The 19,150-nt window shown below is 36.5% G+C and carries 27 protein-coding genes; 12 read left to right on the top strand and 15 right to left on the bottom strand.

The annotated features are described in order from the left end of the window. Positions 1–62: 62 nt before the first annotated feature. Positions 63–824 carry an MBL fold metallo-hydrolase gene (locus ACTWPF_RS04330; RefSeq protein ID WP_443148422.1) on the bottom strand — a complete coding sequence of 254 codons (762 nt, stop codon included), beginning with the start codon at positions 822–824 and terminating at the stop codon, positions 63–65. Between the two features lie 130 nt (positions 825–954). On the opposite strand from ACTWPF_RS04330, the gene ACTWPF_RS04325 reads away from it, so the two are divergent. Then, entirely contained in the window at positions 955–1,377 is a 423-nt protein-coding gene (locus ACTWPF_RS04325) for an Lrp/AsnC family transcriptional regulator (RefSeq protein WP_443148421.1), read from the top strand. An 802-nt stretch (positions 1,378–2,179) separates the two neighbouring features. Here the strand turns inward: ACTWPF_RS04325 and ACTWPF_RS04320 are convergent. After that, complete coding sequence (locus tag ACTWPF_RS04320) at positions 2,180–2,842, bottom strand: DNA alkylation repair protein (protein WP_443148420.1); 663 nt, start codon at positions 2,840–2,842, stop codon at positions 2,180–2,182. Between the two features lie 168 nt (positions 2,843–3,010). Then, positions 3,011–3,385 (bottom strand): VOC family protein, encoded by a 375-nt coding sequence (locus ACTWPF_RS04315; RefSeq protein ID WP_443148419.1) that lies wholly within the window; start codon positions 3,383–3,385, stop codon positions 3,011–3,013. A gap of 229 nt (positions 3,386–3,614) precedes the next feature. Here ACTWPF_RS04315 and ACTWPF_RS04310 point away from each other — a divergent pair, with 229 nt between their 5' ends. Together ACTWPF_RS04310 and ACTWPF_RS04305 are read left to right on the top strand one after the other, a co-directional pair. Then, the gene (locus ACTWPF_RS04310; RefSeq protein ID WP_443148418.1) at positions 3,615–3,932 is read left to right on the top strand and encodes a PadR family transcriptional regulator; all 318 of its coding nucleotides are present in this window, start codon (positions 3,615–3,617) and stop codon (positions 3,930–3,932) included. Further along, positions 3,919–4,485, top strand: coding sequence for a DUF2812 domain-containing protein (locus ACTWPF_RS04305; protein WP_443148417.1), 567 nt, complete (start codon positions 3,919–3,921; stop codon positions 4,483–4,485). Before ACTWPF_RS04310 ends, ACTWPF_RS04305 begins: the two co-directional genes overlap by 14 nt. Positions 4,486–4,597: 112 nt before the next feature. On the opposite strand, the gene ACTWPF_RS04300 is transcribed toward ACTWPF_RS04305, so the two are convergent. From ACTWPF_RS04300 to ACTWPF_RS04285, 4 genes are all read right to left on the bottom strand, one after another. Next, the gene (locus tag ACTWPF_RS04300) at positions 4,598–5,140 is read right to left on the bottom strand and encodes a hypothetical protein (protein ID WP_443148416.1); all 543 of its coding nucleotides are present in this window, start codon (positions 5,138–5,140) and stop codon (positions 4,598–4,600) included. A 46-nt stretch (positions 5,141–5,186) separates the two neighbouring features. Continuing rightward, positions 5,187–5,570, bottom strand: a complete 384-nt coding sequence (locus ACTWPF_RS04295; protein WP_443148415.1) for a VOC family protein — start codon at positions 5,568–5,570, stop codon at positions 5,187–5,189. A gap of 39 nt (positions 5,571–5,609) precedes the next feature. After that, entirely contained in the window at positions 5,610–5,888 is a 279-nt protein-coding gene (locus ACTWPF_RS04290; RefSeq protein WP_036575890.1) for an ArsR/SmtB family transcription factor, read from the bottom strand. A gap of 280 nt (positions 5,889–6,168) precedes the next feature. Continuing rightward, a complete protein-coding gene (locus ACTWPF_RS04285; protein ID WP_443148414.1) occupies positions 6,169–6,687 on the bottom strand; it encodes a YkvA family protein in 519 nt (172 codons plus the stop codon). A gap of 249 nt (positions 6,688–6,936) precedes the next feature. On the opposite strand from ACTWPF_RS04285, the gene ACTWPF_RS04280 reads away from it, so the two are divergent. From ACTWPF_RS04280 to ACTWPF_RS04240, 9 genes are all read left to right on the top strand, one after another. After that, entirely contained in the window at positions 6,937–7,341 is a 405-nt protein-coding gene (locus ACTWPF_RS04280; RefSeq protein ID WP_443148413.1) for an RDD family protein, read from the top strand. Positions 7,342–7,372: 31 nt separating this feature from the next. Continuing rightward, on the top strand, positions 7,373–7,792 hold the full coding sequence (locus ACTWPF_RS04275) for a hypothetical protein (RefSeq protein WP_443148412.1): 420 nt from the start codon (positions 7,373–7,375) through the stop codon (positions 7,790–7,792). Positions 7,793–7,919: 127 nt separating this feature from the next. Continuing rightward, a complete protein-coding gene (locus ACTWPF_RS04270) occupies positions 7,920–8,105 on the top strand; it encodes a hypothetical protein (RefSeq protein WP_443148411.1) in 186 nt (61 codons plus the stop codon). Positions 8,106–8,174: 69 nt separating this feature from the next. Then, entirely contained in the window at positions 8,175–8,342 is a 168-nt protein-coding gene (locus ACTWPF_RS04265) for a hypothetical protein (protein WP_379552638.1), read from the top strand. A 114-nt stretch (positions 8,343–8,456) separates the two neighbouring features. Continuing rightward, positions 8,457–8,711, top strand: coding sequence for a hypothetical protein (locus ACTWPF_RS04260; protein WP_443148410.1), 255 nt, complete (start codon positions 8,457–8,459; stop codon positions 8,709–8,711). Positions 8,712–8,835: 124 nt separating this feature from the next. Beyond that, complete coding sequence (locus ACTWPF_RS04255; RefSeq protein ID WP_443148409.1) at positions 8,836–9,324, top strand: hypothetical protein; 489 nt, start codon at positions 8,836–8,838, stop codon at positions 9,322–9,324. A 50-nt stretch (positions 9,325–9,374) separates the two neighbouring features. Further along, positions 9,375–9,674: a DNA-binding protein gene (locus tag ACTWPF_RS04250; RefSeq protein WP_443148408.1), complete on the top strand. Its 300-nt coding sequence runs from the start codon at positions 9,375–9,377 to the stop codon at positions 9,672–9,674. Positions 9,675–9,772: 98 nt separating this feature from the next. Then, positions 9,773–10,594, top strand: a complete 822-nt coding sequence (locus ACTWPF_RS04245) for a hypothetical protein (RefSeq protein WP_443148407.1) — start codon at positions 9,773–9,775, stop codon at positions 10,592–10,594. A gap of 189 nt (positions 10,595–10,783) precedes the next feature. Beyond that, complete coding sequence (locus ACTWPF_RS04240) at positions 10,784–11,149, top strand: hypothetical protein (protein ID WP_443148406.1); 366 nt, start codon at positions 10,784–10,786, stop codon at positions 11,147–11,149. Positions 11,150–11,860: 711 nt separating this feature from the next. Here the strand turns inward: ACTWPF_RS04240 and ACTWPF_RS04235 are convergent. The 8 genes from ACTWPF_RS04235 to ACTWPF_RS04200 all read right to left on the bottom strand — a co-directional run bounded on the left by ACTWPF_RS04235 (position 11,861) and on the right by ACTWPF_RS04200 (position 19,091). Beyond that, positions 11,861–12,769 carry an Mph(B) family macrolide 2'-phosphotransferase gene (locus tag ACTWPF_RS04235; RefSeq protein ID WP_443148405.1) on the bottom strand — a complete coding sequence of 303 codons (909 nt, stop codon included), beginning with the start codon at positions 12,767–12,769 and terminating at the stop codon, positions 11,861–11,863. Positions 12,770–13,036: 267 nt separating this feature from the next. Beyond that, positions 13,037–13,726, bottom strand: a complete 690-nt coding sequence (locus ACTWPF_RS04230) for an alpha/beta fold hydrolase (RefSeq protein ID WP_443148404.1) — start codon at positions 13,724–13,726, stop codon at positions 13,037–13,039. A 165-nt stretch (positions 13,727–13,891) separates the two neighbouring features. Next, positions 13,892–14,371 carry a GNAT family N-acetyltransferase gene (locus ACTWPF_RS04225; RefSeq protein ID WP_443148403.1) on the bottom strand — a complete coding sequence of 160 codons (480 nt, stop codon included), beginning with the start codon at positions 14,369–14,371 and terminating at the stop codon, positions 13,892–13,894. A 52-nt stretch (positions 14,372–14,423) separates the two neighbouring features. Beyond that, positions 14,424–14,738: a putative quinol monooxygenase gene (locus tag ACTWPF_RS04220; protein ID WP_443148402.1), complete on the bottom strand. Its 315-nt coding sequence runs from the start codon at positions 14,736–14,738 to the stop codon at positions 14,424–14,426. Between the two features lie 356 nt (positions 14,739–15,094). Further along, entirely contained in the window at positions 15,095–15,589 is a 495-nt protein-coding gene (locus tag ACTWPF_RS04215) for a DinB family protein (RefSeq protein WP_238018260.1), read from the bottom strand. A 432-nt stretch (positions 15,590–16,021) separates the two neighbouring features. Continuing rightward, positions 16,022–17,635, bottom strand: coding sequence for an ABC transporter permease (locus tag ACTWPF_RS04210; protein ID WP_443148401.1), 1,614 nt, complete (start codon positions 17,633–17,635; stop codon positions 16,022–16,024). Between the two features lie 25 nt (positions 17,636–17,660). Beyond that, positions 17,661–18,542: an ABC transporter ATP-binding protein gene (locus tag ACTWPF_RS04205; RefSeq protein ID WP_443148400.1), complete on the bottom strand. Its 882-nt coding sequence runs from the start codon at positions 18,540–18,542 to the stop codon at positions 17,661–17,663. A 156-nt stretch (positions 18,543–18,698) separates the two neighbouring features. Continuing rightward, positions 18,699–19,091 (bottom strand): hypothetical protein, encoded by a 393-nt coding sequence (locus tag ACTWPF_RS04200; protein ID WP_443148399.1) that lies wholly within the window; start codon positions 19,089–19,091, stop codon positions 18,699–18,701. Positions 19,092–19,150 lie beyond the last annotated feature (59 nt).

Raw genomic sequence — 19,150 nt, 5'->3', positions numbered from 1 at the left:
CTTTATAAACTTAAAGGGCATAAAATCCTAATTATTCTAGGTAAACTATTCTTACTTTAGAATTAAAATGTAATTAATTCGCCATCATTAGGTACAAACACACTGGCAGAAATCCCTTTATCATTGATGAAATTTTTCAAATTCACTCTGGATAAGCCCCAATGATTAGCAGCTTCCATGTGAATACAAATAATCTCAGACCCTGGTGCAGCTTTATATACTTCATACACATCTTCTTTATCCATGACAATAGGTCCACCTTCAAAGAAATGATTAGCGCCTGCATTTAAGACAATAACCTCAGGTTTATGTTTTTCAATTTCTTCTTGTACACCTTCGTACCAAACAGTGTCTCCCGCTATATACAATGTTTTTTCATCTTGATGCTTTAAAACAACACCACTTACAAGACCGGTCATGTTGAGAATTTCCCCTCTTCCATGTTCACCTTTTGTCTTGCTCATCTGTATGCCATCGAAAATAGTCTCACCTGTAAGCACCTCTACGTTTTGGAAACCATCCTTACGAATCTGTTCGGCGTCTTCTTTGTTTTGCGCATACAATTTAATCTCTTTAGGCAATACCTCTTTTGCGACATCATCCCAATGGTCGATATGCAAATGTGTTACGATTACGGCATCAATATCCTTAATAATCTCTTCAACAGAAAATGGCAGTTCCAATGTTGGGTTATTTTGATCTTGTCTTGCAGCATTAGGAAATGGAGGATATGCTCCTTTTTCAGCTAGCATTGGATCAACCAAGATCTTTTTCCCTGCATATTCAACAACAATTGTTGCATTACGAATTAACTTTATATTCATATATATTAACTCCTCTTCTTTGAATTTTCCTTTCAACAATGTATAGTCTACACTATGACCCATTGACGTAAACATAGAAAAAATAAAGTCTTTTGGCCGTTTCACTTGATTTTTGAAAGGAGTTCAATAAATGTTAGATAGCACGGATATGCGAATTTTAGATGAACTATCCAAAAACAGTCGGACCACCATGAAAGAATTGGGGGAGAAAGTCCATTTGACTGGACAGGCAGCCGCATCTAGATTGGCTAAATTAGAAGATAATGGAGTTATTGAAGGTTATAGTATTAAAGTTAATCAAAATAAAATAGGGTGTTTTATACATGCTTTGATTAATATTTATACAAAAAGTGCGTATCATGAACCTTATCTGTCGTTCATAAAATCACAAGAACAATACATCATAAACAACTATAAAATCAGTGGAGATAGTTGTTACTTCCTTGAATGCAAATTTCCATCTAATGAAGTATTAGATGAGTTTTTGGTAAACTTAAATAAGCATGCAAACTATAAATTATCAATTGTTATTAATAAAATAGTGTATCAATAAAAATGGGTTATTTGCATCTATATTTCTATTTTCGTTGTTATTCCATTATAGGCGCTTCAATGGAGCAACCAAAAAGCCTAATTTCTCGATAAAGTGCTGAGAAATTAGGCTTTTTAAAATTGAAATTTCCTTAACGTTGTAAATCCGCATTTTCCTGACGTTACCCCTTATAGAAAATGAGTAATAATATTTTTCATTGCTCCCAAATATCTCTTCAATTCGTTGTTTAATTCGTTTTTCTGCTTTGTTACTATACTAAATTGCTAGATAATCTTCAGTAATCTCTTCTACTCCATCATTAACATTAATGCTAAAGGTAAGATTTTCTTTTCCTATAGGAAATGCTTTTGCATTTACAACAGATGGACCTCCTACATATTGTGAACCCCTAGAATTTCAAGTGATTTTTCATATTTAGTTTGCAAATAACTTGTAAACTTTTCTTCGTACTCTTTGAGCAATTGTTTTTCCTCTTTGATTACAGTACAGTCGCTTAAAAGGTACATTACCATTAGTATCAGAACAAATCCTGCTTTTTTGATTAGAACTCCCCTGCCTTATCAAAATTATTACTTACTATCTCAACTATCTCTTTCCGATTAAAGTAATTACATTCTTATTTGGCTAAACTGTCCCTTTAGTGCAGGATATATATGAATTTCTAATTAAACTAAACTGCCTCGTTACTTTAAGTACATCCTTTCACAAAATCATATGAAATTATTAATTTAGTGTACAGTAATAGTCTACTAAGAAAAACGACCACCCAAGTGATCGTATTCTAGATGTTTATATGAGGGAACTAATGTCGTTTGTTAACTTCGATCCTAATGAACTCCGGCAAATAGCTGGGAGTACATCCTTTTGCTACTTTCTCATCTTTGTAAAGACCCGTTTTCTCACCAATTTGAATACAACGTGCCCGATTCTGTTCATCATACACGCCTATCCAGCCTGCGGTGAAATTCATAGCCCATTGAACTTCCGGTTCTTCCTGCATAATATTAGTTTCTAATGCAGAGAGCAAGTCTGCGGTGTTATTAGGAGGTGTTTGTCCAGTCCATCTCAATCGACCTTGATAATACCAGTAAGTTCGTCTCTGTAGAGAAGAAGGACTATGTTCCCAGGACTCTATCAAGGCAATTTTCTTCTTGTCTTTGGTGAGCTGATTAGCCATTAACCAATCCATTAAGTTATTTCGCTCCTCAAAAGTGTGTGTCTGCATATCCTCATCAAGCTGATTTAGCACATCTTCTGAAAGAAGTTTTTTGTCCATAATTAAGATGGCTAATAGTCTGGGCAAATACGATTCAGTTGCCCAAAGTTCCATAGCTAGTTCGTGATCTTTTTTAATTTCCTTCGCGAATTTTCGTAAGTCGCCTAGCTTCGTTTTACTATTGATCTGAGATAGAATGTTTTCAGCTTTTGAAGAGCGATTTATTTCTGTATCTTTTTTTACATCCATTTTATACAACTCCTTTTATAATGCACTGTTTCATAATATGAATGTCTATATCCATGCCCCTTCAACTCCACTGCTTCGTTAATACTATTAATTCAACATAAAAGCAATAACCCTTCATTGGTTAACGACCTTGTCCCTATCAACCTACTTAAACCACCTAACCTCATCTTACCAGTGTACTTGAAGTTTATTACCATTTGGATCAAAAAAGTGGAAATAAGCATGTTCGTTATCTTCTATTATATCCTCAACTTTTACCCCATGATCAATAAGGTGTTGATGAAAACCAGATAAATTTGGGCTTGTAAAGCCAATGCTAAATGCTGATTCATTATTAATCGTAAAATGTGCAAATGTTTCATCTTCAGTAGGAACTAAGATAAGTAAAAAAGGCCCTTCGTTTACTTTTATAATCGCATATGGATCCTCCGTTATGGATAACAACTGAAGCCCCAATACATCGCTATACCAGTTTGCAGACTGCTTTAAATCTCTAACAGGGATTCGAATATAATGTACTTGATCTATAAATGATTTACTCATCATTATCTCTCCTTAATTTAATTGGATATAAAAACACCAGTTTGTTAAGTAAGTATTTCTATTTATTGCACATGATTTCCTGCAATCCTTCTGATATTCTCAAAAACTCTACTGGCAGGAAAATCTAACGATAGGTTTTTAATTTAATTAACTGTTGACTATTCAGTTGAACTGTATTACATTATTACTAAGTTGAAATGTATAGTTAAACTGAATAGTAGGTGCGAGTATGAAACATAAATTATTGCCGTTGTCTGAAACCATGCATTATATTTTATTAGCTCTACGCGAGCCACTTCACGGCTATGCAGTAATGCAGAAGATAGAAAAAATGAGTAATGGTACCGTTATTTTAGCGGCTGGTACATTATACGGAGCGATTGAAAACTTGAATAAACATGGTTGGATTGAACCTGTGGAAAATTCAGGACGAAAAAAAACGTATAGGATCACGACAGAAGGCAGCGCCGTTTTGAAAATGGAACAAGAAAGGCTTTTGCATATTTTATCTTTGTATGAAGGAAGTGAAGCAAATGAAGAGGTTTAAAGTATTCTTTAACATTGAGAAAGAAGAGCAATGGTTAGAAGAACAATTACAAAAAGGCTATCGCTGTACCAGTATTAGTGGATTAGGCATCTACACCTTTGAAAAAACAGATAAGCAATATGTTATGCGACTTGATTATCAAGATTACTTATCTAAACAAAAGTTCGCGGAGTACAAAGGAATATATGAAGATTTCGGTTGGACCCATATAAGGGGCTCACGGCTTAGTGGAATACAACGTTGGCAAAAAGAAGACGATGGCCAGAATGAAATCTTTTCGGATCGCCAATCTAGGGCTAGCTATTACAAAAGATTAATGAATTATTCATTATGGTTGGGTATGATGTGTTTGGCCTATTCATTTATGCTCTATAGCGATTCGACTTTATACCATGATGGACTTTGGAGTATGGAAGGTTCATTATTTTGGAAAGCACTGTTATTTGAAACGCCATTTGTCCTTTTGAAGTTGCTTCCCGCTCTTATGGCCATCGTTTTGGGTAGTAGTTACTACAAAGCGTATCAAAAGTATTCCATGTTAAAAAATTTATAAAAAGAATGCAATCAGGCGCTCTTCTTTAATAAGAAAGCGCCTTTTGTATAACTTTTTCAAACAAAAAGGCTGAAGACACCTCATCTCCAGCAAACTCCTTGCTATGGTTTTACTACTTCCATATCCCCATATATTTCTTCTTGTACTTTTTGTCTTCAACCGTTTCAATCAAATCTAAAGCTGTCTGTTTAATAGACTCCTCATTATAATGGTCATATAAATTACGCATGTTTTGCAGAATGTCATTTCGAATTAACGTATAATTTTTTTCATCTGTTCCTTTAAAACGTTCCACCATATATTCCATTACCATTTCTCTTTGCGGTGTTCCAGCAATGCCGACCTTCCATATGGATTGAAGGCTATGTCTGGCTGTCACGAACTTTTCATCCTTCGTTACCTCCCATAACATAGGAAAATCTTCCATCATTCTCATCTCTGGATCGCTTTTAGCTAGGTTGGCTAGATATTGTGCTGCACGAGAGCGTTGATGATTATCTTTATGGGTTAAGTCCTCTAAAAGTTGATCCCATACTTCATATGCCCAATCAACTTTTTGGTCTGTAGCCTCTAAAATGGTTTGATATGCTTCAAAACGTTCCTCTTTATCGCTTGATTTCGATTTTTCGAATTCCAATTCCATTTGACTATCCATAATATCTCACCTCATTTTTCAAGTAAGTTTCGTCTGTATGTGTATATTACTGCTGGATGATCTGGATCAAGTTCCCGCATGTATCATCGAAAACAGCGATCGTGACATTTCCCATTTCTGTCGGTTCCATCGTAAACTGCACGCCTTTTTCCACTAATTTTTTATACTCTTCATGGATATCTGCAACCCCAAACATGGTTACAGGAATACCTTCAGCAAATAACCGCTGTTGATAATCCTTTGCGGCCGGGTGTTCATTCGGCTCAAGTAAAAGCTCTGTTCCGTCTTGGTCATCTTGAGATACCAGTGTAATCCATCTATGTTCTCCTGTTGGAACGTCGTGTTTTTTTACAAATCCTAACGTTTCGGAATAAAATTCTAACGCCTTATCCTGGTCTTCTACAAATATACTATTCACAATAATTCTCAAAATGGGTTCCTCCCTTATTTTGTTGGTTCCTAAAACGTTCTACTCTACCCAGCCTTTCAGCAGGTCTTTAAGTGGTGCGTTGTTGAAAATAAGTACTCGATATTTCCCCTTTCTTTTCGATTCAACGAGCGCAGCATCCTCGAGTACTGCAAGGTGCTTGGCTATCGCTTGTCGTGAGATGGAAAGGTCATGCTTCATGATTAGTCGTGTTGTCAGTTCATACAACGTTAACTCATTGCGCTCGGCTAACTCGTCTAATATAAGTCTCCGTGTAGCGTCACTAAGTGCTTTGAATACCACATCTTTGTCCCAATTCATGTCCCTAGTATAAGCAACCTTATAGTTGCATGTCAAGAATAGGCAACTATATGGTTGCTTGATCTAACTACTTATATACACTTCTCATGTTGACGTTCTGACTATAATCCTTAGAAAAACTCGCATTCGCTTGCCCTTTAGCGAATGAGGAAGTTTTTCTTATACTTGGAACTTCAAAATTTCCACTACGTCGACTTTGCTTCCTTGCTGAAATTTTATGCTTACCTAACGTGCAACTAAAAAAGCCCGCTCCCCAAAACTCGGAAACAGACTCATCCTATTACGCTCTACCTAATTTACTATCAATCTCTGATGTATCTACATTCTCGCCAAATAAATCTTTTAATTTATTTTTGGCTTTCAATTTTGTTGCATCATCCACATATATAGCAACCTGAATTAAAGCGAAGAGTACCACACTTAAGTCATCAGCATATCCTGCACCAATGGCAAAGTCTGGAATCACATCGAGTGGTAAGATAAAGTAACCTAAAGCCCCTACAATGGTTGCTTTCACTTTCATTGGAACATCTGGCTTCTGAAGTGTGTAGTAAAGTAATAGCACAGCATAAACTACTGAAGTTCCAGCTTTCTTAGAAAACTTCTGTACCTTCTTCCAAAATCTCTCCTCTGAAAAATGCTCTTCGTGTTGGGTTATATCTTCAGCATCCATCTTTTCAGCTTCGTCCTTTAAATCATCTACTAGTTCTTCTTCTATTTCAATTTCGTTGGTTTCCTCAATATTAGAAGACGATAGTTCGTCTAGCTCTTTTTTCTTCTTAAATGGATTCTTAAACATGTAATCCCTCCAAGTGGATAAGTACATTATAAATCCATTTTACACCATAACTATCATTTAAAACACCGTTGCAAATAACTGTGTACATTTCTCCCTACTCTTTTTTCAGTAAAAAGGGTTCAGCAAGAAAGCTCTACTCATTTTTTTGTAAAAGTTTGCTTATATTTACTTTTCTGTTAACGATGTTTTTTCGAGTTAGAAAATGTTACCATTAATAGGAACTTTAGAGTTTTAAAGAGCTCCTGACAAATGGTAAAAACAGCCGGTTTTCAAGTTAGATTTATAGCATTATTTATTGACTTTATTATCTGTACCATTGGTATTGGCTTATTAAGCTTACTATTTTATGGACAGTTTTTTGCGTCTGAACAACACTTTATCACAGATTATCTAGGTGTTTTATACTCCATCCTCTTACCCTTAATATGGCAGGGGCGTACAGTAGGGAAACATTTCTATCATATCCGCATTATGAAAACCAATGGAGAGAAGGTGACACTAATAACGATGCTCATTAGAACGATTGTCGGCAATTTAATTTATTTATTATCTTTTGGAACCTGTTTTATTATAAGTGCTTTTATGGTAGGAATGCGCGAGGATAATCGTTCTGTTCATGATCTTATTGCCGGTACATATGTTACATATAAATAAGATCTTTTCTCAAGGGAAGGTAGTTGTTTTTATGAACAAGAAGTTAAAAGTAGTTTTATTGTGCACCCTTTTTGTTTTGCTGTTGTTTTTCTTAGTGCCCTGGTTGAGATTTGCCTCATTTATCTATGGTTCTGAAAGTCCGTTTCCAAAACAGGATATTATGATTTCCCCGTTGTATTTGGGTTACTTCATTACCCTGATAAGTTTACCTATTGCTTATATTTTCAATATGAGTAGATCAAAGAAAAGCAAATTCAAGATATGGGGAATTTTTCTCATGGTACCAATTTCTTTACCGTTAGCTTATTCGATTGGTCTAACCTACTCTTTAATCGTGAGAAACCCTTGGGCAACAATGCTGATGTTCTATATATTCCCTTTGATATTTATCGCAGGACTTATTCTGTTATGTGTTGGGGTTATTAAGAAAAATGAAGTAAGAAAATATTAACCGCGTGGTTGTAAAATAAGCGATTACTCTCATATCAGTATTATTATCCACTAATCAGGCGCCATTTGAATAAGAGCAATCTTTAAAATCGAGCCATTTTACTTAATAGGGATTGGAGGGATAAATTATGGAAGGTTCATTTATTGGTACTATCGTGTTCTGGATTATAGGTTTAGTTATTCTATATTTTGTGATTTATACTGCAGTAAAAGATGGAATTAACAAGTCTCTCGTTGGTCAATTTATCGAGAAGAATTACGATGTTAAAGAGGAAAAGAACTCATTCCTCGATAATGATTTAGATAGTGACTGAAAAACGGACTAAACTGTCGGGCGTGTTAATTGAAAAACTATCATTAAAAGTCGGAAAGGAGAGAAGAACTTGGAATTCTTTACAGCAATTGCACTTTTATTTATGAATATCGCAATACCGCTCGCTGTCATCTTCTTTTTAGTATGGATATATCAAATTAAAAAGAACAGCGAGTTAAGCACTAGACAAAACCAAAGAATCATTCGTTTACTAGAGGATATTAGCAAAAAGTCTTGATTGCTTCAAATGTATGATTATGCTAGTCATGCTAAAATCAGGCGTTTAACCGGAATAGAGCTCGGAAAAGAGTCCAGTTAATAGGATAATTATTAATGATGGTGAGGTTGGGATATGAGAAAAAAATTAAGAAATTTAGGATATGTTTTATTTATGTCGGGTACCGTTTTATTCGGTATCATGCATCTCGCAATCGCTTTATACATACCTAGTTTGGGAGGTTGGGGAGACCCACCCGGTCTGATTGCTACTGTTTTGTCTGAAATCGCTGGCTGGGTTCCGTATATTTTAAGCATCGTTTTAATGATTATTGGCGCATTTTTAATTGCTATTGATTTAAGTAATAACTCAGCTTGTGGCAAAGCCTAAATGCTGATATTAATGAGAAAAACCAGGAGTCTGGTGGAGAACAAAATACAGAAGAGTTAAAATAGTATTAGGTTATTAAATTGAATAATGCAGGGAGTGAAGGTTTATAATTTTCTCACGTTGGATGTTATTTCAAGGTATTATAATTGCGCTACTGGTCTTTCTAGGTTTTATAGCAGATATATTTAAGAAAGATACAGGCGTACCCGCTTCTTCAACAGCTGGACTAAATATACAGCCGATGATGACAGCTTTGTTTTTAGTTATCACAATTGGTCTACTGAGTCTTTTCATGTACTTTCAAATGAAAAAAAGTGACACATTCCTAAAGCACCGATTATGGGATAAAATGTATGTAGTTATGCCGGTAATCTTTTTTATCTCTTTGGTTATTGTTATGATTTTGTTTTTGACAGGTCCACTAAGTGAAGTAACACAGGGCAATCGATGGCTTATTTATGCAGTAATGTATTACATGTTATTTGTAATCAATATGACTGTTTTAGCATTTATACATAAAGTAAAAAAGAATACTATATCCAATGAGCTTAAAATCAGTTACTCATTTGTTATCACATCATTAGGTCTCTTACTCGTTATTTTTATACTGTAACTGTCTTACTAGTTATTTAGATAAATTCGGATTAGATATGGGGGATTAATATGGAATTTGATTCAATTTGGATTGCATTAGGTATTGCTGCTGCAGGATATTTTATAGGGAATGGGCTCAAGAACTTTAACAACCCGGATGCTACAGATAGTCTCAGTGATATCTTTAGCGATGACGATGAACACGAATTGATCAAGGAGAATGAAGTCCATTACTTTATAGGGATTTCCAAAGAGGATGCGAAGAGCTTGATACAAGAATATCCAGACATACCACACGTCACGATAAATAATAAAATATATTATCCTAAAGCGAAACTTCGTAAATGGTTATCTGATTTAGGGGCATAAGTTGTAAAACTCGGCGCTATTCCGGATTAAGGATTGGCGCCTCCTCCTTTTCTTACATATCAAGCAGAACGCTAATTAATTTTTTTAGGGGTGATAAATTGTACAGAACAAAAGAAACACCGAAATGGAATGGATCTACTGTCCAACCAAAAAGAAAAGTAATCATCAGCTTATTTATTATTCTATGTGGAGTGCTGCTTATGCAAGGTTGTAACATGGAAGATGCAGATAAGAAGGACATCGCAAGCGAAAAGGTAAGAGATTTGTTTCAAGATGGAGATTTTAAAAAAGTGAAAGAAGATGGATCGGGTAGGATAAAAGATTCAACAGACCAAGAACAAATTAATGAAGCATCAGAAGCAATAGAAGAGATTGATATAAGCGATGAGGAGAGAGAGACCATTGCATTTGTATTCGGCCTTCGGTCCGCTGTCCTTGTAGCGCAAAATCAATTAAATGAACGGGATGTTGTACCGAAATCATCTAAAAACACCGATTCACAAGACGAACAAATAGAAGAAGATTTACCTGACTATCAGCCAGATGAAAATGATGTTGTTTTGAAAAATAGTGAACTAAAGAATAAAGATATCCTTGAAGAATTTATGAAAGTCGCTGGAGAAAACGGCAAAAATAGTACAAGTGAAATTAGAGTAGTGAAAGATGAAGGCTCACAAGGTGTGCTGATTTATGATTTAAAATCCATGTACGATAAAAATGCGGACCAAAGTTGGATTCGGGTTAGGCCAGATGTGAGTCACTATCGGGCATTAGAAAATGAAGTACAAGATGTTTTTAATAATGCGCCTCAGCAATGTGGATATATGTCAAAAGATGAAACAGAAGGGTTTTATAAATTATTTGAATGTCGAACACATTGGGAATACCGGTTACTTCCTACTGTTGATGGTATGGAATAGTAAAACTCGTTAAGCCCAACTGCACATGATAACACTTGAACACTATGCAACTTTTCCTCCTTAAGATATTATCAGAAGCACTCAGTCGCAAACCCATTTTTTTCTAATCCAATTCTAATCTTCTTCACATGGGTATTTAACTTGGCGTGTTTAAGATAAAAGTATATGAAACTCAAAGGAGGAAAAAACATGAAAACATTCGTACTTAAAACAGCAAGTGCACTACTTCTAACAAGCGTAGGTGTTGGTTACGCTTTGCACGCAAATCAAGACAAAACACCGGTATCAGAGAATGACAATGAAATGAATCACCAAAAAGCTCAAGTGGACACAGAAAACATTGATGATTTCCTTGAATACGACACACTCGATGATGTAGCTGATGTTGATCATTTTAATTCCGAAGTTGTAGAGGACAACCCTCACAAACGGATCATTCTATTAAAAGACGACAACAATCAGCCACAGTTCAAGAGCATTTTTGTTAAGGACACAAACAGGCTGAAAATCATTAACCTTGATGAAGGACTTGAATATAACGAAATCATTAAGTAAAAATTTCCCCTTTCCATATCATAGATAAGATAAAAGCCCAATTTCTCAGCATTTTAATTGAGAAATTGAGCTTTTTCGTTATTCAAGAATACGAAGCGCCCTATTGCAGAATTGTTTTATGCATCGATATATCCGGAGCTAACAGTAAAATCAAAATCAAATCCAGCTATATCCCATGCTAATAAAATAAAAATAGATACTCCATAATGGGACTGCCAGCCCCTCTATATGTAAAATACCTTTTTAAAATAACCCACCCTATTCATCTTCATATATTCTAAAAGGCTATGGACCATCTACACTAATTCAACTAAATTATTACTAAATTCGTAACTAGTTATAGTCAGCGAACTACTTCCTTACCTGCTATCCAGTCATAAACATTTTTCCCTTTTTTATTAGTAAGGGGGATTATTAGATATAATAATATTGCAAGAATGGTAATCTCAGAAAAGTCAGTTGCAAGCATTAATTGCCATATACCAAAGTGAGCAGCCTCCCAAGGGAGAAACTTGATAGCTGTTCGAAAAGCTGAGCGCCCGATTCATGATTTTAGTTACTATTCAAGAAGAATGTTTCTCTATTTTCCAAAGGTATTTTAATAAGTAAAATCCTTCACAATATCGTTTTACTCCTCGTATATGAAAACCAATTTTACACTTTGCCAAAACAGAGATACGAAGAATCATACCAACGACAGTATCACACCACTTACGAACTTATCAATCCCAACGCTTCCTTTGCCATCTGTTCATATTCCTTTACGCCAGACACTAATGCATACTCAGCAATTGAAACTGGATATGCTGCCCCAAGTTCAATAATATGCTCTTTCATCTTAGGCCAGTAATATCCACCAGCTTCTTTATAAGCAAAAATTAGAGCCTCTAACCCTTCTTCTCCAAAAGCTTTATAGTTGAACACGAAGTCATTCGAAATATCTGTAACTTTAGCTTCAGTCCAGTCGATTAATCCAGTCACATTAGCATCTATATCAATCATAGTATGTCCGGCATGTACATCCCCATGAATCAGTCCTGTTTTCTTGGGCCACATCTCATCTTCATTTATCCATGCTTGCCATCTGTTCCATAGAATCTCCCCTACACCAAACTTTGCTCTTACAGCCTCCATACGTTTCTTCATTGACGCTCTTGCTTCTTCTGGTGTGTGTACTACTATATCAAGTTCTGCGGCTTTGTCACTCGATATGCTATGAAGCTCCGCTAACACTCTACCAAGAGATTTGTGAAACGATTCTGGAACATTATTAATATCGATTTCCCAAACATAGTTGCCTATATTATGATCGATAGTTCCTGCTGGCACACCATCTAACTTCCTGTAAGCGATTAGCTCATCTGTGTAAATAATCCAGTTTGGCGCTTGAAAATGTTCAACATACTGATTCACCAAATCTAATGCTTGTTTTTCTACCTTTGTTCTAGGCATCACATCTTTACGCCTAGGCAATCTTAGTGCCCACTCTGTTCCACTTTCATCTTGTGCAAAAACAACTTGAAAATCTAGCCCGGATTCATTAAACTGCATGGTTTCTTCCTTAAGAATAAGATTATGTTTTTTTGTTATGCTAATAACGTGTTTAGTATTTCTAGTCATTAAAATCACTCCTGTCCCAATTTGTATCTATCGCTTAGGAACCTGCTGTTTGCTTAGATACAGCATTGGGTATAATTTTAGCAAAATGAACTCCATGCTCGATTGATACAATTATTCGAGGCTGTTGCTGATCGAATTACTCGGTCCAAATTTAGTCTCGGAAATGTGAGATGAAAGTTATTATCTTAGTATGTTAGATTGTTTCAATTCAGCAATCGGGCCAGATTGTTTAATAGGAATTAGAATGCAGTGAGAGCGTTCGGAAATTCATGAATTAAGAAAGCTTTTAACGGCAGTCAAGTATGCTGGTAAATTATCATCATGCACAAAGTGTCCAGCATCCTCTATCGTTACTAGTTCACATTTTGGAATAAGCTCAGATACCTCATGCAATTTATTTTGAGGAATATGACTGGATCCACCGCCTATAATAAGCGTCGGCATGATAATGTCAGTAAGACGCGCCCACCATTCGGGATTGGGTTCATTAAGTTGCTGTAGAATCGAAGGCACAACCAGCCAATCAAACGGCAGGGGATCAGAAGGTTTGGTAGGAATTTCTATTAGCTTATCCGGAAAAGGAGGAGGAGTGTCTTCAACAATTAACCGTTCTACCCTTGATGGAAATGCTTCCGAGAAAAGATAGGATACTGTTCCTCCCATGGAATGACCAATTAGAGTAAACTGTTCTAGATTCATAGCATTTGCAAAATGAAGCAAGTCATCGCACATCAGTTCAAAAGAGTATGAATCAGTTCTCGCACTCCCACCATGCCCCCGCTGATCTAAAGCTAAAACGCGGTATTTTCCTTTTAATTCAGCGGCCACTTGATCCCATGATTCTGCACTTTTCCCCAACGCGTGAAGTGCAACGAGCGGTGGAGCAGAAGGGTCCCCACTCTCGCGATATTGAAAAGTTAGTCCATTCAATTCAATTTGATTCACCAGTGTTTCCATCTCCGATCATCTCCTGTGATAGGTTTTGACATTTGAAACCTGATTTATTTACTGTTCATAACTATTCAGAGAATGTGTGAATATTACCTTCTTAAACGTAGCTTTTAAATAAAGTTTGATCATTTGCTACCTGTATCTCTACAATTGCGGCCGTAGTTATATAAATTATTCGGATATTAACCTCTTAGACATTTTAAAATTAACTAACGTAATCCCTTTACGCTCTACTGTTTGGGGTTCAATTACCTGGTACCCGCGGCGTTCAAAGAATGGTTTTGCTGTGATACTTGCCTCTGTTTCCACTTTCGTAAGTCCAATTTTTCTTGCTTCAGACTCAAGTTTATTTATTAACGCCGTTGCAATTCCTTGTCCTTGAAAATTCTTATGAACGAAAAGCCGATCAAGGTATCCATTATGAGCCATGTCACCAAACCCAACAATTTCATCATTGGTTTCCGCGATATATGTGATGTTACGAACGAAAGAATCCTTCCATTTTATTAGCTTCGCATCCATCTCATCTTGTGGTGCCCAGGCATTAAGTTGTTCCTTTGTGTAATCTCGAGCGTTGACTGCATGTACTGTCTCATAAAATAAAGAAACCATCTGATTGATATCTGAACTTTGAAAAGCCCTCATTCGCATACGTTGTATCTCCTTGCCACTTTGTTCCGAATTTCGTGTCTCACTCTAATTTTTAGGCTCTTGCAATTCCCTTTCCGCCTATGGGTGACGATGTATTCATTTTTTCTACTCCCGCAATTATCGGTTTGGCTTTTTGGATTAATGTTTGAGATGCTTCCAATGATAAGGAAGCGCGATGGGCATTCTCGTCACTCCAAACCTCGTAAACATAAATGGAGTCCTTATTGTCATCATCTAAACTCACGACATATAACTCACAATTATCTAACTCCTCCATCGACTTCGCTGCCTCCAACAACATTTCTGCCAAAGCATCCCTTTTCCCTTCAACAGCAGTAAACTTGTTATACAACGCGAATTTATTCAATGTCATCCCTCCATTTAAAAAAGTGTGTAATATAAGGTAATTCCATTTAGCCTCCATAAAGTGAAACTTCAATCAGTGGGAATTTCTTTCTTCACCCACTGATTGTTAGTTGAACGAATCGGGGTGTTAGCGTCCGTTTACTCCTACTATAGACATCACTATTTCACTTCATGTTTTGAAGTGGGAATCTTACGGACGGTTGCACCGGGATAAATCCTTCTTTTACTCCCAATAAATTAATATGTTATTCCACGTACGAGCCCTCTGGTGGAAGCTCACTCTTAGAATGATATTCTTCAGCATTATTATAGAAAAGCCCCATATAAGGGGCTCACTGTAAAGCTAAGAAAACTTTGTTAAAAGCTGCGTTTCTCTGGCCAAGCCCCTTGCATTTTACTGAGGAGTACAATTTGACCAATATGATATGCGTCATGCATTGCTAAACTCTTCAGTTCAAGCACTAATGAATTATCTTCTCCAGGGACCTCTCTATACAAATCTTCATGTTCTGATACTGCTAATATTTTTCCGAGTTCACGATGAACATAAAAGTATTCCTGCTTTGTTTTCTTCCAATTTTCTAACGTCTCAGTTGGTAATCGAAATGTGGCATCATTATTTTCTGCCTGTGGTTCATTCGCTGTTTCACCAAGAAACCGCACCAAAAATCTCTTTTCAAAGAAAAGTAAATGACAAACTAATCCCCAAATAGAATTCATTGCCCCGTCAGCTGGTTTCCAAATGGCCTGTTCAAAAGTAATGTCCTCTAGCACTTTTTCAAGTGGTGGAAACCAATCTTCTTCATCCAAGCAGCTTGCCCATTGTTGTAACAAAAGTGTCTTTACATCCATTTTCTATTCCTCCTTTAACAGTTAATCCCTTTGGTTAAAATTCATTTTCAGCGTGTTATTCTGGCATTACTTATATTTTCAACATGAACCATCTAATTACCTTCCTTAATCCACAATCTGTCCCGTAGTAAATTACTCTACCCAAAATCCCTTGTTCTTTTATAACCTCTAATCCCCGCCATCATCACCTTTTATGTACAAGCACGCAGTTCCGTCCTCTAAAAATGCGCGCTCGTTAACGGAAGAGCGTTAGTGATAGATTAACCCTCCCCCAGATTAGCGCTATCCTGCACTATAGAATAAATATGAAAAGCCTAATTCCTTCTATATTGAAAGAGAATTAGGCTTTTGATTTTTAAACAATCAATATTCGTTTGCTTTATAAGATCTGGTAATAGGACTTGAATAAACTCCACTTATTTTTGGTCAATATTAGGCTCCTTCAATCATATCCCGTCTATTATAACCAAGATAACCAATGATCATCATGGCGATGCTAATCATGGTGATTGTAATAAAGATTGGTGCGTCAAAACCTTCCATTGGCATTCGAGGTATCCAGCTCTGAATGGCTGTTTTTGAAAACCATTCTGGTAAGTCTACTATACCTCCAAAGTAGTTAAGCAAAAAGGAGTAGGCAAGATAAATATACACCACTTTACCCAACTTCGGTGCCCAGCCGAGAGCTAAAGCTGCCAAACCAGTAAAGAATAATACGGAAGGCAAAAAGTTGAAGCCAGCAGCAAGAAAATCAAGTATATCCATGGTTGATTTATCCCCCACCGCTGTGATAGCTGTACCACCAAGACCGCCTGCAGCTAATAAAATCCCTACTAAACCTGCAAAAATGGCCAGACCAATACTGGTCCAATAAAGTTGGCTACGGGTCACTTTTGTAGCAAAAAGCTGACTTAAGTGTAACCGACTTTCTTCAGAGAAAAGTTTATTCACAATGGCAATTGGTAATATCGAAACCAAACCAATCATGACCATCATAATCGTTCCAGTGAATGACTCTTCAATGGAAATGCCTGATTGAGTGAACATTTGCCTCATCATTTCATTACTTCCAAGGAAGGACCGCATGTCTCCATAAATGGAACCATAGGCCGCCCCCATAATAACAAAAGCAATTAACCAACTAATCATTACGCCTTTGTTAATCTTGATAAATAAACCATGAACTGACAGCAATGATTTCTTTGCATTTTCTCGACCATCTCTTTCGGGAAGATAGCCAGCTCCCATATCGCGGGCCCCTTCAAGGGTAAAAGCAATGACCATCATGATTAAACTGAAAATCAAGACAAAAAGAAGTAGGATCCAGTTATTTTCCGTAAAGGGATAAGTTAAATATGTCCACCCCAAAGGATTAATTATGGATAAGTCAACATTGGAGACATCCGTCCCTGCACGAATAATATAAAGCAGTCCTATTATTCCTAAGGTTGAACCTGTTGCTCCGGAAGAAGTAGGCATAATTTGTGCCATAACGAGTGCAATTCCAGCACCCATAATACCAGCCATTCCAATGGAAGCCCCGAATAAAAAGGAACCTTCAATAGAGATTGTATCCGCACCAAAGCTCACCATTACCCCACCAATAATAAGGGATAATATAAGGTTGATGAAAACAATTTCCACCATTGCAGCCAGAGAGTTTGCTTGGCGACCTATTTGAAATGAGCGTACAAGCTCAGTCAGACCAAGATCCTCTTCTTTACGAGTATGACCTACCACATGTAAAGCCGCCATTATCATCGCAAATAAACCACAAAATAGTAACATTTCGTGCGTATACATGGCCCCTAACGTATAACTAGTTGCTGATTCAATTGGCGTAGGACCTACCATAGCTATCATAGCAGGGTTTTGCAATGTTTCGAACATCCCCAGAAATCCCTCGCCTTTTGCTATCTCTTCAAACGCTGGAACAAAAGCAGCTGAGAACAAACCAATTCCTAAAATCCAAACAATCATTTTTTTCCAATCACGTTTTAGATATAACAGGAACAGTATATCCCACCGCGCAAATTTTTCCTTCATTGTATTTCATCCTCCCTTCCGACAGTTATCCTTCATAATGACGCATAAACAAATCTTCAAGAGTTGGCGGTACGGATTCAAATTTCTTGACCCCCAATTTGCTTGCTTCCATTAAAATAAGATTGAGATGTTGATTATCAACAGAGAATGTGGCTTGATTATCTTTTTGTTTGAAATCAAAAACCCCACTTATATCAGCCATTTCAGCCACATCACCTTCTGTAGCCAACGTAACAGTGGAACGGGTCAAGTGACGCAATTCATCCAAGGAACCGGTTTCTACAATCTCACCTTGACGAATGATGACAACCTTATCAGCTAGACGTTCCACTTCACTCAAAATATGAGAGGACAACAGAATGGATTTACCTGATTCTTTGATTTTTTCTACTTCTTCCTGAAAAATTGCTTCCATTAAAGGATCGAGACCTGAAGTTGGTTCATCAAAAATGTATAAATCGGAATCAGCAGATAATGCGGCAATCAAACCCACCTTTTGACGATTTCCTTTAGAATAACCCTTGGCCTTTTTCTTAGGATCCAATTCAAAACGTTTAATTAAATAGTCACGTTTTTGCTTATCTCCTCCACCATGCAATTTAAGAAATAAATCAATAATCTCACCGCCTGTCAGATTTCCCCACAGCGTGACATCTCCCGGGACATAAGAAATACGTTTGTGAATTTCAATGCTCTCTTTCCAAACATCCTTACCGAAAATTTCAGCATTACCTGCATCCCGATTGATAATTCCAAGTAAAATACGGATTGTTGTAGATTTCCCAGCCCCATTGGGACCAATAAAACCGACAACCTCCCCAGCATTTACCGAGAATTCTACGTCTCTTAACGCCTGAAACTTACCGAATTTTTTTTGTAAACCTTGTACCTTTACAATTTTTGTCATAATCCTTACACCCCTTTTTCAAGAAAAAATTTGGATGAATATATGATTCGTATTGTCGTTTTTCAAACTTGTTTTTATTAATTCTGAGGTCATTCTAAACCCTTATATTAAGCCATCATCTTTCTGGTCTTCGCTAAATTTATAACCTCAATATGGTCAAATTTCTTCTTCGTATTTGTAAAAGCTATCCCTCAGTACTTTCGAATAACTCTCCCATTCTTTGATATATTGCTCTCCTACTTCTTCAAAGGTGTCTAATTGATTAACCGCTCTTTCCGCAAACCCGAGCATTGTCCAATTAAGAATGTCAATCGCCTTTTGAACATCAATCCCTTCACGAAATTTGGAGTAGTCTATATTCTGATATAGTTTTTCAATCCCTCTTTCAAAGATATAATTAATTTTATGCTGAACATCATCCTTCACTTCATCAGATTCCTCATGGGCTAATGAAGTAAGAAAATCAAATACCTGAGGAAATTTTCTTTGGATATGCAATTTCTTTAATCCCAACTTCTCGATTCTTTTAAATAGGTCGGTTTCATTCAAATCTATTTGCTCATAAATTTGCTCGACAACTTGAACCCCATACTCGATTAAATAAAAAT

The organism is Oceanobacillus sp. M65, from assembly GCF_052246275.1.
GTDB lineage: Bacteria > Bacillota > Bacilli > Bacillales > Amphibacillaceae > Oceanobacillus_B > Oceanobacillus_B jordanicus.
Note: the sequence above shows the minus strand (reverse complement) of the source record. Positions and strands in the feature narration are given on the sequence as shown.